This is a genomic window from Candidatus Omnitrophota bacterium (assembly GCA_030650275.1).
Classification (GTDB): Bacteria; Omnitrophota; Gorgyraeia; order Zapsychrales; family Fredricksoniimonadaceae; genus JACPXN01.
In genome coordinates this window covers 26,117-42,664 of sequence record JAUSEK010000026.1, presented here as the reverse complement: position 1 = coordinate 42,664, position 16,548 = coordinate 26,117, and the positions used below count along the sequence as shown (strand labels likewise).

17 protein-coding genes and 2 tRNA genes are annotated in these 16,548 nt (G+C 55.1%); 3 read left to right on the top strand and 16 right to left on the bottom strand.

Features of this window, described 5'->3' with window-relative positions:
• Positions 1–101: 101 nt before the first annotated feature.
• The 15 genes from Q7K71_07920 to Q7K71_07850 all read right to left on the bottom strand — a co-directional run bounded on the left by Q7K71_07920 (position 102) and on the right by Q7K71_07850 (position 12,868).
• Positions 102–1,373 carry a glucose-6-phosphate isomerase gene (locus tag Q7K71_07920; protein MDO8676014.1) on the bottom strand — a complete coding sequence of 424 codons (1,272 nt, stop codon included), beginning with the start codon at positions 1,371–1,373 and terminating at the stop codon, positions 102–104.
• Positions 1,373–2,455 carry a tRNA 2-thiouridine(34) synthase MnmA gene (mnmA, locus tag Q7K71_07915; protein MDO8676013.1) on the bottom strand — a complete coding sequence of 361 codons (1,083 nt, stop codon included), beginning with the start codon at positions 2,453–2,455 and terminating at the stop codon, positions 1,373–1,375. Before mnmA ends, Q7K71_07920 begins: the two co-directional genes overlap by 1 nt.
• On the bottom strand, positions 2,452–3,729 hold the full coding sequence (bioA, locus tag Q7K71_07910; protein MDO8676012.1) for an adenosylmethionine--8-amino-7-oxononanoate transaminase: 1,278 nt from the start codon (positions 3,727–3,729) through the stop codon (positions 2,452–2,454). Before bioA ends, mnmA begins: the two co-directional genes overlap by 4 nt.
• Positions 3,705–4,394: a dethiobiotin synthase gene (bioD, locus tag Q7K71_07905; GenBank protein ID MDO8676011.1), complete on the bottom strand. Its 690-nt coding sequence runs from the start codon at positions 4,392–4,394 to the stop codon at positions 3,705–3,707. The genes bioA and bioD overlap by 25 nt, the downstream gene beginning before the upstream one ends.
• On the bottom strand, positions 4,370–5,146 hold the full coding sequence (locus tag Q7K71_07900) for a methyltransferase domain-containing protein (protein ID MDO8676010.1): 777 nt from the start codon (positions 5,144–5,146) through the stop codon (positions 4,370–4,372). Before Q7K71_07900 ends, bioD begins: the two co-directional genes overlap by 25 nt.
• The gene (locus Q7K71_07895; GenBank protein ID MDO8676009.1) at positions 5,143–5,943 is read right to left on the bottom strand and encodes an alpha/beta hydrolase; all 801 of its coding nucleotides are present in this window, start codon (positions 5,941–5,943) and stop codon (positions 5,143–5,145) included. The genes Q7K71_07900 and Q7K71_07895 overlap by 4 nt, the downstream gene beginning before the upstream one ends.
• Positions 5,931–7,088, bottom strand: coding sequence for an 8-amino-7-oxononanoate synthase (gene bioF / locus Q7K71_07890; protein MDO8676008.1), 1,158 nt, complete (start codon positions 7,086–7,088; stop codon positions 5,931–5,933). The genes Q7K71_07895 and bioF overlap by 13 nt, the downstream gene beginning before the upstream one ends.
• Positions 7,081–8,040 (bottom strand): biotin--[acetyl-CoA-carboxylase] ligase, encoded by a 960-nt coding sequence (locus Q7K71_07885; protein ID MDO8676007.1) that lies wholly within the window; start codon positions 8,038–8,040, stop codon positions 7,081–7,083. Before Q7K71_07885 ends, bioF begins: the two co-directional genes overlap by 8 nt.
• 74 nt (positions 8,041–8,114) lie before the next feature.
• Positions 8,115–9,254, bottom strand: coding sequence for a cysteine desulfurase family protein (locus Q7K71_07880; protein ID MDO8676006.1), 1,140 nt, complete (start codon positions 9,252–9,254; stop codon positions 8,115–8,117).
• Between the two features lie 80 nt (positions 9,255–9,334).
• Positions 9,335–9,418 (bottom strand) — tRNA-Leu (locus tag Q7K71_07875).
• Positions 9,419–9,426: 8 nt separating this feature from the next.
• Positions 9,427–9,503, bottom strand: a tRNA-Ala gene (locus Q7K71_07870).
• 25 nt (positions 9,504–9,528) lie between these two features.
• Positions 9,529–10,617, bottom strand: coding sequence for a 23S rRNA (adenine(2503)-C(2))-methyltransferase RlmN (rlmN, locus tag Q7K71_07865; GenBank protein ID MDO8676005.1), 1,089 nt, complete (start codon positions 10,615–10,617; stop codon positions 9,529–9,531).
• Positions 10,617–11,567, bottom strand: coding sequence for an acetyl-CoA carboxylase carboxyltransferase subunit alpha (locus Q7K71_07860; GenBank protein MDO8676004.1), 951 nt, complete (start codon positions 11,565–11,567; stop codon positions 10,617–10,619). The genes rlmN and Q7K71_07860 overlap by 1 nt, the downstream gene beginning before the upstream one ends.
• 3 nt (positions 11,568–11,570) lie before the next feature.
• Entirely contained in the window at positions 11,571–12,395 is an 825-nt protein-coding gene (locus tag Q7K71_07855) for a L,D-transpeptidase family protein (GenBank protein MDO8676003.1), read from the bottom strand.
• Between the two features lie 11 nt (positions 12,396–12,406).
• Positions 12,407–12,868, bottom strand: coding sequence for a divergent PAP2 family protein (locus Q7K71_07850; GenBank protein ID MDO8676002.1), 462 nt, complete (start codon positions 12,866–12,868; stop codon positions 12,407–12,409).
• 137 nt (positions 12,869–13,005) lie between these two features.
• Here Q7K71_07850 and Q7K71_07845 point away from each other — a divergent pair, with 137 nt between their 5' ends.
• The 3 genes from Q7K71_07845 to Q7K71_07835 are packed head-to-tail and all read left to right on the top strand — an operon-like array spanning position 13,006 to position 15,113.
• Positions 13,006–14,529 (top strand): YifB family Mg chelatase-like AAA ATPase, encoded by a 1,524-nt coding sequence (locus Q7K71_07845; protein ID MDO8676001.1) that lies wholly within the window; start codon positions 13,006–13,008, stop codon positions 14,527–14,529.
• A 44-nt stretch (positions 14,530–14,573) separates the two neighbouring features.
• The gene (locus Q7K71_07840) at positions 14,574–14,837 is read left to right on the top strand and encodes a BrnT family toxin (GenBank protein MDO8676000.1); all 264 of its coding nucleotides are present in this window, start codon (positions 14,574–14,576) and stop codon (positions 14,835–14,837) included.
• Between the two features lie 6 nt (positions 14,838–14,843).
• Positions 14,844–15,113 carry a CopG family antitoxin gene (locus tag Q7K71_07835; GenBank protein MDO8675999.1) on the top strand — a complete coding sequence of 90 codons (270 nt, stop codon included), beginning with the start codon at positions 14,844–14,846 and terminating at the stop codon, positions 15,111–15,113.
• Here the strand turns inward: Q7K71_07835 and Q7K71_07830 are convergent.
• A complete protein-coding gene (locus Q7K71_07830) occupies positions 15,110–16,519 on the bottom strand; it encodes a hypothetical protein (GenBank protein MDO8675998.1) in 1,410 nt (469 codons plus the stop codon). The two genes, Q7K71_07835 and Q7K71_07830, sit on opposite strands and share 4 nt — an antisense overlap.
• Between the last annotated feature and the right edge of the window lie 29 nt (positions 16,520–16,548).

Genomic DNA, 16,548 nt, shown 5'->3' with positions numbered 1-16,548 from the left:
CGTAGGAACAAGGAGGGTCAGGGATAGCGTAAGCAACCCAAGGCCTATCCCCTTACACAAACCACGGATAACACATCCGTGGTTTTTGTTTAGCGAGGGGTCTATCCTTTCAGCAGCGCGGCCATCTTTGTCTTATACGCTTCCACCCCAGGCTGGTCAAAAGGGTTGACGCCCAGCAAATACCCCGATATCCCGCACGCTTTCTCAAAGAAATAATACAGCTGTCCGATGTGCCGCGCGTCCGCCCTGTCCATGGTCAGGGTCATGTTGGGCACGCCGCCCTCATCATGGGCCGCGGCCGTGGCTTCATAGGCCTTTTTGTTGACCAGATCAAGCTCCTTGCCGGCAACGTAATTGAACCCGTCCGTATCGTCTTTGTCCCGCGGGATGACGACCTCGTGGCGCGGCTTGTCCACCATCAGAAAGGTCTCAAAGGCCGTCCTTTCCCCGTCCTGCATCCACTGGCCCATGGAATGCAGGTCCGTGGACATGATCAAGGACGCCGGAAAGAGCCCTTTCTTGTCCTTGCCTTCGCTTTCCCCGAACAATTGCTTCCACCACTCGGCCACGTAAGAAACATTGGGATAAAAAGAGGCCAGCACTTCGATCTTTTTACCCTTGCGGTACAAAATATTGCGCAGGGCCGCGTAACGGTAGCAAATATTTTTGGACAGGTCGGGATCTTTATATTCCTCCTGGGCTTGGGCGGCGCCTGCGATCAGGGCCTTGATGTCCACGCCGGCCAAAGCCAGAGGCACAAGCCCCACCGGCGTCAGAACGGAATAACGGCCTCCCACGTCGTCGGGAATGACAAATGTCCGGTAGCCGCGGGCTTGGGCAATGGCGCGCAAAGCGCCTTTCTTTTCGTCGGTAACGCAGATGATGCGTTTCTTTAACTCTTCCGGGGAATATTTGCTTTCCAGAAATTTCTTGATGACGCGAAAAGCGATGGCCGGTTCGGTGGTGGTGCCGGATTTGGAAATGACGATGACCGTCACCCTCTTGTCCTTGATGGTCTCCAAAAGCGTATGCAGGGAATCTCCGGACATGTTGTGGCCGGTATAATAGACGGGCAGTTTGGGCGCGCCGCCTAAAAATTCCAGCGTGGCGCGAATGCCTAAATAAGACCCTCCGATGCCGATGGACACCAGAACGTCAGAATTTTTCTGCACCTCGGCGGCAAGACGGTCCAGTTCGGCGATCAAAGCGTCGGGGACGCGCGAAGGCAGGTCCACCCAGCCGGTGAATTGGGCGCCGGCGCCGGTCTTTTGATGCAGGGCATCATGCGCCTTTTGGACCTGCGGCTGCAGGGCGTCCAGGTCGCTGTTTTGAACAAAACCCTTCAAATGGCCTGTGTTGAGAACGATCCCCATCAATTGATAATGGCCCCTCCCAGGACAACATCTTTGTCGTAAAAGACCACGGACTGCCCCGGGGTAACGGACTTTTGCGGTTCGGCGAACTCCAAACGCACGTTTGCGTCATCCATTGCCGTCAAATAGGCCCTGACCTCAGGAGAATTATATCGGATGCGGGCGGTCACTTCTACGGTTTCTTGGGGAATTTCCATGCTCACCCAGTTGGCCTGGGCCGCGACCAGCCCTGTGGAATACAGTTTCGCCAGATCGCCGATATGCACGGTATTGGAAGCGCGGTCGATCTTGTAAACATACACGGGATAGCCCAGGGCTAGGCCCAATTTGTCGCGCTGGCCGATGGTGTAATAGGCCAGGCCCTTGTGTTCGCCCACCACCTTGCCCGCCTCATCCACAAAGGGACCGGGCACCATGACCTGTTTGCCCACGCGGTCCTCAATGAACTTTTTATACCCGGTGGAAGGAACAAAACAAATGTCCTGGCTTTCCGGTTTATCAGCGGTGTTGAGCCCATACTTGCGGGCCAGGGCGCGCACTTCTATTTTGGTAAGGTCCCCCAGCGGAAAAAGCACCGACGGCAAGGTTTCTTTTTTCATGCTGTAGAGAAAATAGGATTGGTCTTTTTTGGGGTCCGCGGCTTTTTTTAATTCAAAACGGTTTTTGGCAGCGCTAAACTCGATCTTTCCGTAATGGCCCGTGGCCAGATAATCCGCGCCGAGCGTCTTGACCTTGTCGTAGAGAGTGCCGAATTTCAAATGCTGGTTACAGCGCACGCAGGGGTTGGGCGTGCGGCCGCTCAAATATTCATTGGTGAAATCGTCAATGATGTACTCGTTGATGTCCTGCGCGAAGTTAAAGACATAGTGCGGGATGCCGAGGATCTCGGCCGCGCGCTTGGCGTCCGCGATGCCGTCAATGCCGCAGCACGACGGCCGGTCGCTGTCAGGGTGTGTGATGTTAAAGCACATGGTCACCCCGACGGTCTTGTAGCCGGCCTCCTTGATCAGGCCCGCCACCACCGACGAGTCCACCCCCCCGCTCATGGCCACGAAAACTGTGGTTTCGTTGTTTGGTTTCATATTTGCTCGATCGCCTGATACGTCGCTGTCAGCAAATGATCCAGTTCCTTGCGCGTGATGGACAAGGGCGGCATAAGAACGATCACATTGCCCAGCGGCCGCAAAATGACACCATAACGGCGCGCGGCCTGACATACCTTTGCTCCCAGACGCTCTTCCCATTTGCCCTTGAGTTCAATGCCCACCATAAACCCAAGCTGGCGGACATCGACGACAGAAGGCAGATTATAAAACACTTTAAGGCGTTTGGCCAAGAATTTTATCTTAGGAAGCAGTTTCGCCAAAACCCGCTCTTTGCGAAAAATTTCCAGGTTTGCCAGCGCCGCGGCGCAAGCCAAAGGATTGCCGGTATAGGTATGGCCGTGAAAAAATGTTTTCTGTTCTTTATAGTCGAATTTGAACCCGTCATACACTTTTTGCGTCGTGAGTGTGGCGGCCAGCGGCAAATATCCAGCGGTGATGCCCTTGGCCAGGCAGAGGAAATCCGGCGTCACCCCCTCATGTTCGCAGGCGAACATTTTGCCTGTGCGGCCGAAACCCGTGGCCACTTCATCCGCGATCAGAAATACATCATGGTGTTTGGTCAAGGCGCGCATTTTTTTAAGAACGCCGTTGGGCCATATCAGCATGCCTGCCGCGCCCTGTACGAGCGGTTCAACGACCAGGGCCGCAATGCGATCGCCTTTTGTTTTCAGCAATCGCCCCAGGTCTTCAACGACCCGCGGGCCCATGGTCAAGGCAATGGTTTTAAAGATCAGCCCTTGATACACTTTATGAAAAAGGTCTATGCCGCCGATGCTGACACTACCCAAGGTGTCGCCGTGATAGGAATTGCTCAAATGCACGATCTGTGTTTTTTGTTTGCGGCCGATGTTTTGCCAAAACTGATAGGCCATCTTGACGGCGATCTCCACCGCGGTCGAGCCATTGTCTGAATAGAACACTTTTGTTAAACCGCGCGGCGCGAGCCCGATCAACTGCCCTGCCAATTCAACAGCCGGTGTATTGGACAATCCAAGCAGGGTCGAGTGGCTGACCTTCTCCATTTGCTTCTTGATCGCCGCATCAATGGCTTTTTTGCGGTGGCCATGCACATTGACCCACAATGACGATACCCCGTCGATATAACGGTTGCCGTCAATGTCCTTAAGATAAACCCCGTCAGCGGAATCAATGATGAGCGGCTCTTCCTTCTCCCAATCCTTCATTTGGGTGAACGGATGCCAGATGTATTGCTTGTCCATTTGTTTTAATCGACGGCTATGTTGCGGCATTTCTTTAATACTTCCTTAACGCTTATCTGTTTTCTGCCAAAGGCAGATCCGCCTCCGGCGGATAAATACGGAATGGTGCCTAACATCCGGACGCCCGACAGACGTTTGATCTCGGCGGGGTTGGTTTGTTCGGCAATGCCTTTAGGTCCAGGGCCGGTGTCGCTAAAAAGCACACCTTTGATCTTCAAACCCCGGCTCTTCGCCTGGTCAATGGTCAGCAGCGTGTGATTGATGGTCCCAAGTCCCAGACGGGAAACGATGATGACCTCGGCGTTCAGGTCCCGGATGAGATCCGCGTTATAGTAATTATTTTTGAGCGGCACCATCAATCCCCCCGCGCCCTCGATGAGCACAACATCGTGACGGCGACGCAACAGCGTATAGGCCCGGCGGATCTTTGCCACATCCACTTTCTGACCGGCCCGGCGAAAAGCCAGATGCGGGGACAGGGGTTCGGGAGCGTAACACGGGTTGATCACATCAATATCATCATCGAGTTCCAACGCTTTTTTCAAAAACGCGGCGTCATTCCCTCCGCATTGCACCGGCTTCATCACCCCGACATCAATCCCCTTACTCTTCAGCAATGTCCCTAAAACGAACGTTGCCATGGTTTTGCCGACGCCGGTATCTGTGGCGGTTATGAAGAGCGCGCGTCGAACCATATGACCTCAAAAGAAGCGCAAATCCCGTTGTTATAGGGAAAATGCTTCCGGTAATGAGCGGCTGCCTGGGTCAATCCTTCCTTACCGATAAAGCCCTCCCGCGGCAGATAATTGGCGCCGATATCTTTAAGCCAGCCCAACAATTCCCAAATGTCCGCGAACTGCACCTTGATCAATTCATAATCCACGCGGATATCTTGAAAACCAACGGCATGCAATGTCTGCCCAACATCTTCGAGCGCCGGCAGACGGCGCACCGACACCTCCGGGTTTGTCGCGGTTAGCGAAGAAAAAAGTTCTTCACAGGTCCGGACGCCAAACAGCGTGCCGGTAAAAGTCCCTCCGTTGGACAGGACGCGCCGGGCCTGGGTAAAAGCCAGGGGCAGATCAGGCATCCACTGGTAGGCGAGATTGGAAAAAATAATATCAAAAGTCCCGTCCTTAAAAGGCAGGCGCTGTCCGTCGGCCTGTAGCCAGCGGATGCCCTCATGGGTTTGGGCGGCCTTGCTGATCATCCCTTCCGCGATGTCCAGACCCACCACCATCGCGTCGGGAAAAAAGAATTTGGTTTTATTGGCCACATACCCGGTGCCGGTGCCGACATCTAAAATGCGCGCTGCCGAACGCTGCGCGTTCTTTTTGACCAGTTCGCGGCCGATCTCGCGGTGCAATCCGGCCAAAATATCATACTGGTCCGCCGCGTCGGTGAATGCCTTGCGCACGCTGTTGGTGAATGTATTCCACATGGTCATTTGATCAAAAAATCCTCCAACAAATCGTTATATTCATCGGGTCCGGTGAGAAACGGCAGATGGCCACGGCCCTGCATCACATCAAAACGGGCGTTCACACAATGTTGGGCAACCCATGCCATGGCCAGCTGGGGACAGATATAATCGTCGCTGCCGGTCACGAATTGCACCGGACAAATGACGCTGGCCAGGCGGCCGCGCAAATCCACCTTTTCCAGAATATCCAGGAAACATTTCAGCGCTTCCCTTTGCGGCAGGGGTTCTGAACCCCGCATTTCCTTGACCCATTGAAAACGGACACTGTCGCGCTCTTGCATGGTAAAAAGCGAACGGAAAAAAATGTCAAGGATGGCGCCGTAATCCCCGTCAAACTGGCCGCTCAATGTGCGGATCTTGTCAATGTCCAGTCCCGCCGGGTAACCGGACGCGCGCGCGAATTTCGGGAGGACGCCGACAAAAGACATGCGCATGACCGCTTCGGGCATCATCCGGCACAGCTCAAAGGCAATGAGCCCGCCGAAAGAACTGGAAACCATGTTGAACTGGGAAATGCCAAGACCGCTGATGATCTGACGCAGATCCACCGCCAGGCCGCCCAGCGTCACGGGCATCCACGCGCTTTGACCATGGCCGGGCAGATCAACGGTGATGACTTGATGACCGCTGCGCAAGAATTCTTCTTGGCCCTCCCACCAGCGGCCGCTGCCGCCGAATCCATGAATGAACAGGATGGGATCGCCGCTGCCCGCCGTCTCATAATGCCAGCGCAGGCCTCTGTCAGTCGTTAGAAAAGGCATATGGTTTTAACGGCTTCCAGAAAGGCCTCGCAATCTTCTCTGGTATGGGCGGCCGTGACGGTCACGCGCAAACGCGCGGTGTTGACTGGCACCGTCGGCGGGCGTATGGCCTGCACAAAAAATCCCTGCTCAAAAAGTTTTTGTGACATCATCACAGCCCTGTCGGCTTCGCCGGCTAAAATGGGAATGATGGGTGTTGTTGAGCGCATCGTATCAAGGCCAAGGGCCTTAAACCCTTGGCGTAAATGGTCGGCGTTATCAAGCAATTGACGGCGGCGCCCGGGCTCTATGACGATGATGTTGACCCCCGCATGCGCCGCGGCCGCGACAGAAGGCGGCATCCCCGTCGTGTAAATGAAACTGCGGGCGTGATTGATGAGGGTTTCTTTAAGAACGGCGGAACCGCAAACATAGGCGCCGAAACACCCGGCGGCTTTGGATAAAGTGCCCATCTGGACCTGCACCTGATCGCTTAACCTGAGTTCCTCAACAAGTCCCATGCCTGTCGGCCCTAAAACCCCGAAGGCATGCGCTTCATCCACCATCACCCACGCGCCCCAGCGCCGGGCCAACTCCACGATGTCCTTCAAAGGCGCTCTGTCCCCGTCCATGCTGAAAATAGTGTCGGTCACGATCAGTTTGCGTTGATGCCCCGACGCCTTCTTAAGACCGTCTTCAAGGGCGGCCATGTCCACGTGGGGATAACGTTTCATTTGGGCGCGGCTTAGGAGAATGCCGTCAATGATGGAGGCATGGTTCAGACGGTCGCAAAATACAATGTCCCCGCGGCCGACCAGCGCCGGGATAATGCCGGTATTGGCCATATACCCGCTGGAGAATAAAAGACAGGCCTCGGTCTTTTTGAGCGCGGCCAAACGCTCTTCCAACGCGGTGTGGGCGGACATATTACCACCCACCAACCGCGAAGCGCCGGAACCGAAACCGTCTTGACCGATGGATGCTATGGCCGCGGCCTTGACCTTCTCATCATCGGCCAGCCCCAGATAATCATTGGAACAAAAATTCAGGACCCTTCGTCCATCAACGATGATCGTCCGGCCCTGCGGGCTTTGCGTTTGGCGCAAACCACGGCGCAATCCCAAGACCTGCAATCCATCCAGATCTTTCTGAAGGACATTATCCATGGACCAGATCACCTGCGGTTAGCTTGACAATGACCCCCGAATCCTGACGCACCAAAAGCGCCCCGTCGGTATCCAGGTCCACGGCCAGGCCTTCCACCATGCCGCCGGGACCGGTGACACGCACACGCTTTTTGAGAGTGGCTGAACGCGCCTTCCACGCCTTAATGACCAGATCAAAACGGCCGCGACCTAAGACCGCGTACCAGGCCTCAAAAGACCTTAAGATATGCTGCAGCACAACGACCCGGTTAAGAACGCGGCCGGTTTCAGTCCTTAACGACGACGCCCCGTCAACGAGCTGGGACGCCGATGTGTTGACATTGATCCCCATACCCACGACGATAAATTTGACCTGATCGGTCTCGGCGCGCAATTCCGTCAATATGCCGGCGAGCTTTTTGCCGCCAATGAGAATGTCATTGGGCCATTTGATGGCGGGCTCTATTCCCGCGGCATCGCGCAAGGCCTCGGCCAGGGCCACGGCCGCGGTCAGCGTCAACTGGGACAATTGCCCCGGCGGAAGCCGCGGCCTTAAGATCAAAGAACAATAAATGCCTTTGGCCTTAGGCGAAGACCACACGCGGCCCAGACGGCCGCGGCCTTGTGTTTGCGTCTCGGCGCAAACCACCGTTCCTTCCGGCGCTCCCTCCATGCCTAAACGGAACGCCTCATCCATGGTGGAGCCGACGGTATTAAAAGTGACGACGTTTTTCCCGAATGTCCTGGTATTTAAACCGGATTGAATCTCATGGGGCAATAATTTATCAGGGACAGACACCAATCGGTATCCCAGATGCGGCACGGCCGTGATGTCATAGCCATCCTTGCGCAGATGGTCAATGTATTTCCATACCGCGGCGCGGCTGATCTTGAGCGTCTCGCTCATGTCCTCGCCGGAAACGTAGCCGTCGGCTTCCTTCAAGAATTGTATGATGTGGTCGTGTGCGGTCATATTAGAATTATGGGGACACAAAACTTAATTCCTGTGTTTATTCATGGTTGAATTAAGTATTGTGTCCCTATAATTCAACCCCTCAATTGTTTTATTTTTAATTTTAATTGTTCCAAAAAATAGTCAACTTCCTTCGCTGTGGTCCAGCGGCCGACGCTGATGCGCAATGCCCCGAGGGCCTGGGCATCGGAAAGGCCGATGGCTTTGAGCACGTGCGACGGGGTCAATTGGCCTGACGTGCACGCCGAACCCACGGAAACGGCAATGCCTGCCATGTCCAGGGCCGCGACCAGGTCCTCGCCAAGGACGCCTTCAAAGGAGAAATGGGCATTGTTGGGCAGGCGCAAGGTGCGATGACCGTTAAGGGTTGTGCCGGGGACCTCTTTAAGGACAGCGTTGATGATCCGGTCGCGCAAAGCGGTTTGCGCGGCCATTTCATCGGACATAAGCGGGCCACACAAACGGACCGCTTCCCCTAACCCGACGATGCCCGGGACATTCAGCGTTCCCGCGCGGCTGCCGCGTTCATGGTCCCCGCCTAACAGCAAAGGCGGACAGTCAATGCCTTTGCGCATATACAAAGCGCCGACGCCCTGGGGACCATAGAATTTGTGGGCGGAAAAAGAAAGAAGATCGCAAGGAATGCCGGTAACAGATACGGGGATATGTCCGATGGTCTGCGCCGCGTCCACTAAGAAATAAATACCTCTTTTACGGGCGATGCGTCCGATATCCGCGATGGGTTGGATGGTGCCGATCTCATTATTGGCGTGGGCCACGGCGATCAAAATGGTGTCCGGACGCAGGGCTTGCTCAATGGCCGTGGGAGAAATGATACCGTCCTTGTCCGGGGACACGAACGTGGCCTCGCATCCCTCCTGCATCAGACGGCGGGCCGGTTCCAGGACACAATGATGCTCAATGGCGGAAACAACGAGATGCCTGCCTTCGGACTTCAAAGCACGGGCAACGCCTAAAATGACGTGATTATTGGATTCTGTGGCGGATGACGTAAAAACGATCTCCGTCGGCTGGGCGCCCAAAAAAGAGGCCAATATTTCACGGGCATCCTCAACGGCCTTGCGGCTACGCCGGCCAAAGGCGTGCGGACTTAACGTATTGCCGAAGGCCTCATAAAAATAAGGACGCAGGGCCTCCACGACCCGCGGGTCGCAGGGTGTTGTCGCGGCATGGTCAAGATAAACGGGGTCCATACCGATTATGCTAAAAGATTATGGCTGGATTGTCAACCGGATTGGGTGAGGAAGGTTTACAAATAAAATGCCGTAAAAAGTGCCGAGGAAGGGAGTTGAACCCTTACAGCCGTGAGGCTACTGGTTTTTGAGACCAGCGCGTATACCAGTTCCGCCACCTCGGCAAAAATTTTGGTGGAGCTGAAGGGGATCGAACCCTTGACCTCTTGCATGCCATGCAAGCGCTCTCCCAAACTGAGCTACAGCCCCGCAAAAGAAGGTCACTATATCATCCTCATCCATTTTTGTCAAAATTCGTCTGCCCGCCTTGATGCGCGTGGCGCAGTTGGCCGCAGGCGGCGTTGACATCCTTGCCCCTGGGCGTGCGGATGGTGGCGTGGATGCCCGCTTTTTCCAATTCCAAACGGAACGCCAGCATTTCCGCATGGCTGGGGCACTGGTGGGGAAATTCTGCGACGGGATTGTAGGGAATGAGGTTCATCTTGCACAAAAGGCCTTTGAACAATTTCTTAAGCGCGGCCGGCGCCTGCGGCGTGACGGTCACGCCTTTGATCAAAATATACTCAAACGTGATCTGCCTTCTCTTACTGGCGCCATAAGCGCGGCAGACCGCGATCAATTCTTCAATGGGATATTTCTTATTGACCGGCATCAGCACGTCGCGTGAGGGATTGTCATACCCGTGCAGGGAAATGGCCAGTTCGATCTGCAGATCCTGTTCGGCCAACTTTAAGATCTTGGGAACGACACCGCTGGTGGACACCGTGATGCGGCGGGCCGCGATGTTAACGGCCTTGTCGGAATTGATCAAATGGATGCTTTTGAGCAAAACATCATAATTGTCCATGGGCTCGCCGATGCCCATGAAGACAATGTGGGTCAACGGCCTTTTTTTACCCGCGGCATGCTTGACGTAAAGCACCTGGGTCATGATCTCGGCCGTGGACAAATTGCGTTTCCAGCCGGCAACACCGCTGGCGCAAAAACGGCAGCCGAACTTGCAGCCGACCTGGGTGGAGATGCACGCGGTCGTGCGCGCGGCCGTGGGGATCAAGACCGCCTCCACATGCTGGCCGTCGGATAATTCAAAAAGGAATTTGGCGGTGCCGTCCTCGGACTTTTGTTGATCGGCAATGACGGCGGGCGTAAACTTAAGATCAGCGGCCAGACGCGCGCGCAGCGGCTGGGACAAGGTGGTCATGTCCTCAAAAGCGGATGCGTCTTTCTTGTAAATCCACTCAAACACCTGCCCTGCCCGAAACGGTTTTTCTCCAATGGAAACCAGATAGGCAGAGAATTCCTCAAAGGAAAAATCGCGAATGTCCTGCAACTTGTGGTGAGCGAGCGCAGCGAGTCGAACCATTATTTTTCCGTGAATTCGCCGATGGCGCGGTATTTTTTATACCGGGCCTCCAGCAGGGCTTCTTGGGATAGGGAAGACAATTTCTTGAGGTGTTTGACCAGGACGGTTTTAAGAGCGGCGGCGATCTCGGCCGGGTTGCGGTGGGCGCCGCCCAGGGGCTCGGGGATAATTTCATCAACGATGCCGAACTTGATCAAGTGCTCGCCGTGCATTTTCAATGCTTCAGCCGCCAGGGGCGCTTTGAGCGAAGAGCGCCACAAAATGGAGGCACAGCCCTCGGGAGAAATAACGGAATAATACGCGTGTTCCAAAATGATGACGCGGTCGGCCACACCGATGCCTAAGGCCCCGCCGCTTCCCCCCTCGCCGATGATCGCCGCCACGATGGGGGTCTTGAGGCCGGCCATGTCCCTCAAATTTTCGGCAATGGCCTGGGCCTGGCCGCGCTGTTCAGCGCCGATCCCGGGATAGGCGCCCGGGGTATCGATCAAACACACGACGGGGACGTGGAATTTTTCTGCCAATCTCATCAGGCGCATGGCCTTGCGGTACCCTTCCGGGTGGGCGCAGCCGAAATTGCGCATGACATTCTCTTTGACGTCGCGGCCTTTCTGGTGCCCCATGACCATGATCTTGATGCCGTCGATCTTCGCGAAACCGCCCACCAGGGCCGCGTCGTCGGAAAATAAACGGTCCCCGTGCAGTTCCAGAAAATCCTCGGTCATCAGACGGATATAATCAAACGTGTAAGGCCGTTTGGGATGGCGGGCGATCTGCACCCTTTGCCAGGGGTCCAAATGGGCATAGACATCATCTTTGAGTGTCGCGAGTTTACTTTCCAGACGCTTGATCTCAGGCTCCAGGGTGACGCGCCGGGAACTCATCTTGCGCAGGTCCTCGATCCTGGATTCCAACTCGACGATCGGTTTTTCAAAATCCAACGCGGCCATGTCTTAGTCCTGGATGGTCACCTGCGTGCCGGGCGGCAACAGGTCAAAAAGTTCCTCAACGTCGTGGTTGACCAGACGCACACACCCGGCGGTCGCCTGCTGGCCGATCAGATTGGGTTTGATGGTGCCGTGAATGCCGTACTGCGGGTTCTCGGCAAATCCCATCCACCGGCTGCCCAGTTCATTTTCCGGGCTTTCCGGAGGGATGGGTTTGCTGCCCGCCTTGAACCACACGGGATCGACGAGTTTGGCGGCGATCTTGAAATGACCGATGGGCGTGGAATTGCCGGCCCCGGTCGAAACATGGTACACCTTGACCACCTCTTCCGCGGTCTTAAGGATGAGGATATTCCGGGACTTGTCCACCAAAACGGTGAACGGCGCCGTCCAGACGCGCAGTTTCTGCCCGACGCGGATGACGTCGCTTTTGAGGTTATTGCTTTTTTTGATCAATTCCATCGTCGTGTTGTATTGCCTGGCGAGTTTGCCTAAAGAATCCCCGGGCACGATCTCGTGCAGGACCGTCTGGGGTGTCGGCGTGTTGGATGTGATGAGGACGATGGACAAGGCGCCCAGCCGGTCCTGGACCTCCTCGATCTTGTCATAGTCAGGATGGTCGCTGACCACCTGGGCGTACAGGTCTTTGGCTTTCAGTGGATCTCCCTCGGCCTCGTATTGAGCAGCCTGGCCCAGCATCTGGCCGACGGAAGCCGTTGAAGCCCCGGATGATCTGTTTTCCCCGCCCGGTTTGTATTTGCCGACGACGACAAGGCCTATGCCGGCCAGAAAAACGACCGCAACAATGGCAATGATCCAACGCTGATTCATAAAAGATCTCCTTAATACAAAATGATCGCCCAGACGATCCCAAAAACAAACCCGGCCAGGACCTGGACGGGTGTATGTCCGACGAACTCTTTGAGGCGTTTGGTCTCGATCTGGCCCTTCCAATAGATGTCGTCCATCATCTTGTTGAGGATCCACGCCTGCTGTCCCGTTGAACGGCGCACCCCCTGGGCGTCGAACATGGTGATCATGGCGAAAGAAGCTGCCAGGGCGAACATCACGTTGTCAAACCCCTGCTGCAAGCCCACGGAAGTGGCCAAAGCTGAAACCCCGGCGGCATGGCTGGACGGCATGCCTCCGGTGCCGATGAACCACCGGAAATTAAACCTCTTCTCCTGAAAGAACCCGACAATGACCTTGGCGACCTGGGCCAACACCCAAACCGTCAGCGTGCTCATCAGGATATGGTTATGAAAAACCTCCGACCAAAAATCGTGTTGGATGTGGGGTGGCATAAAAAGTATTGACGGAAAAAGATAATTTTGTTAGGTTGTATTATAATCTTGCTTCCTTAAAAAGCAAGAAATGCTTTGGCGCCCATTCCCCGTGGGCGCGTAGTTCTTCAAATCTCCCCAAATCATTGGTCCTATTGATGTTATCAAAAACTCTCAGCTTCGGCATTGCCGGCTTGGACGGGTATTTGGTCACCGTTGAAGCGGATTGCGGCCCCGGCCTTCCTTTGTTCACGGTGGTGGGGCTTCCGGACAGCTCCGTGCGCGAAAGCCGCGAACGGGTGCGTTCGGCCATCAAGAACAGCGGTTTTGATTTTCCCTCCGGCCGCATCACAGTGAACCTGGCGCCCGCGGACACCAAAAAAGAAGGCCCGAATTTCGAGGTGGCCATTGCTTTGAGCATTTTGGCCTCCAGCGGACAGGTCCCTCTTGAGCCCTTAAACCGCTTCGCGTTTTTGGGAGAACTTTCGCTCGACGGAAATATCCATGCCGTGCACGGCACCCTGGCCGCTTCCTTAAAGGCCAAGGGTCAAAACCTCAAGGGACTGGTCGTGCCCGCGGCCAATGCCCGTGAAGCCGCCCTGCCCCGGAGTGTCGCGGTCTACCCCGCCGCCTGCCTGAAAGAAGTCGTGCATTTTCTGACCTGTATGGAAAGCATCCCGCCTTTTGATCCCGACGACAAAAGTGCCGAAACCCCCTGGGTCTGGGACATGGACTTTTGCGACGTCAAAGGCCAGGCCCATGCCAAACGGGGTCTGGAGATCGCCGCGGCAGGCGGGCACAATGTTCTTTTGGTAGGGCCGCCGGGAAGCGGCAAAACCATGCTGGCCAAACGCATGCCGACCATTTTGCCGGACATGTCGCGCCAGGAAACCCTGGAAACCACCAAGATCCACTCGGTGATGGGACTTTTAAAACATCCTCTGGTGATCATGCGCCAGCGGCCGCTTAGAAATCCCCATCACACGGCCTCGGACATCGCCCTCGTCGGCGGCGGGTCCATCCCCCGGCCCGGCGAAACAACCCTCGCGCACAACGGGGTGCTTTTTCTGGACGAATTGCCGGAATTCAGCCGGCATGCGCTGGAAGCCCTGCGCCAGCCGCTGGAGGACGGATGTGTCACGGTCGCGCGCGCCAAAGGCAGTGTGTGTTTTCCCGCCCGGTTCATGCTGGTGGCGGCCATGAACCCCTGCCCGTGCGGATGGCGCATGAGCCACCGCAAAACATGCGTGTGCGCGCCGACACAGATCGAGCAGTATTTCAACAAGATCTCCGGGCCTTTGCTGGACCGCATTGATATCCATCTGGAAGTGCCGGCGCTGAAAAACGAAGATCTGTGGGGCACCGCCGAACCCGAGCCCTCGGCGCGCGTCAAGAAACGCACCAGCCGGGCGAGAATGGTCCAGCACGAACGCTTTAAGGACAGCGGTGTGGGTCACAACGCGGGGATGACAGGTAAAGACATTAAAAAATATTGCGTTTTAGACGAGCAAAGCAAAGATTTACTGAAAGCAGCGACCGAGCGCCTGGGGCTCTCGGCCCGGGCGCATGACCGCGTGCTGAAAGTGGCCCGCACTGTGGCCGACCTGGACGCCAGCGACGAGATAAATCCCGCGCATTTGGCCGAGGCGATTGGCTATAGAACATTAGACAGGATGAAATAATGTTGACATCTTTTGTATATACATATATACTTTAGGAGATACAAATGTTCTTTCAGTTCTTTAAATGGGACCTTAACAACATCAGCCATATTACTGAGCACCACGTAGCGCCTGATGAAGCAGAAGAGGCCTGTTATAACAACCCTCTTATTTTTAAAACCGGCTTAGGAAGATATTGCTTATTAGGTCGAACAGATGGCGGCCGTTACTTGACCATTATTGCCGATCTTATGAAAAAGGAAACCGTGCGGGTGATCACAGCCTGGGACATGTCTCAAGCTGAACGTAAGCGGTTCTACAGGAGATAATATAATATGAAAACCAAACGAAAAACTATTCCAAGATTCAAGTCAGAATATGAGGAGGTCCAGTTTTGGAAGACCCATTCCATAACCGAGTTTGAAGATGATCTTGTGGAAGTCAAAGATGTGCATTTTCGCAAGCCCCGCAAACGACTCATCTCCCTCCGGGTTGATGACCACATGATCGCCTCCCTGAAAGAATCCGCGGCCAAGAAAGGTCTGGGGTATTTGACATTGATCCGCATGTGGATCGCGGAGCGGCTTACGCGGGAAAGCCGCTAGCGGCCTTTTTTCCGGGATTCATCCAGCTGCATTTTCAAACGGGCGATCTGTTTGCCCATGGTCTCAATCTTTTTACGGCTGTCATCGATCTGGGCTTTAAAGCGTTCCAGTTGGGCCAATTGGGCTGAAAATTCTTTGGCGTTGGAGTCCAATTGCGAGCGCATTTTCGCGATGCCGGCATCTTTGTCCTTGAGCGTATTGGCCAGCGACGCTATTTCCTCGCGCGAGGACTTGAGCATGGCCTGGATCCTGTTCAAATCCTCCTGGGGCACGCTCGTCTTCAGTTTTGCTTCCGCCACAGCCAGACGTTCCTGCAGGCCGTCTATCTTCGCCGTGAATACCGCCGTCGTATTGGTGTAATCGGCGTTCTTCTGGTCAATGATCGCCTGCATCATGGAAGCGCTCAACTCTTTGGCATTGGTGTCTTTTTCAAACGCTTTCACCCGCGTTTTATAAACGGCGATCTTATGCTGCTGGTCTTCATTGATATCGAGGGACTCTTTTAACCGTCCCTGGAATTGCACCAAACGTTCGGCTGTCTCATCTTTCTCGGCATTCCGGGCATCCGTTACGGCCTTTTGGATTTTCTGGTCGGTCAAAACGGCTTTTTCTTCCAACAGCGCGATGTCTTTCTTGTGTTGGACAGCCAATTGCTCATAAAGAGAGATGCTCTCTTCAAGGTCCTGGCGGGCCATTTCCAGTTGATAGTTCAACGCCGCCATGTCGCCTTTCATCTTGACCATTTCCTCACCGGATACGACCCCCGAAGCGACTTTTTTCTTAAGCCGCGCCACATCCCCGGCGAAAGCGTCGATGGACCCCTGCTGGCCGGCCTGGGCCCGCTGCAACTGTTCCTTTGTCCGGACCAATTCCGTTTTCAGGTCTATGAGTTGACGGGATTGCCGGTCCAAAAGCGCGTTTTTTGCCTCGTACGCCGCGTCCACGGCCTGGTCGAAAATTTCACCGGTCTTTTGGACATGGCCGCGCAAAGCGCTGATCTGGGCGTCACGCTCGGCCAGCAAACGGTCGCGTTGGACGATCTGGGCCTGATAACCCAACAGGGTTTCTCTTAACTGGCTATACTTCTCAAGATCAACGAAAAGCTCTCTGGCATTGTAGACGCGCTCGTTGAAATCGGCCACCTGGCCGCGCAATGTTTCAATGGTGCGCGTCTGTTCCTGGACGGTTTGAAGAAGATCGGCGTTCTCATCGATCAACCGCTGGATGGAAAATGCGATGGCGCGGTTCTGGTGTTCTTTGCCGGTGATGACGGTGTTGGCGGCCCCAACGTCTTTGGAAAAATTCATGAGGCGCGGCACGACGACCATGGGCGGAGCTGTGATCTCCTGGGCAATGCCCAAAACAGGAAAGAACAATAACGCGATGAAAGAAATGGATTTAATCATAGTTGTGGCCAAAGTATAACACCCCGACG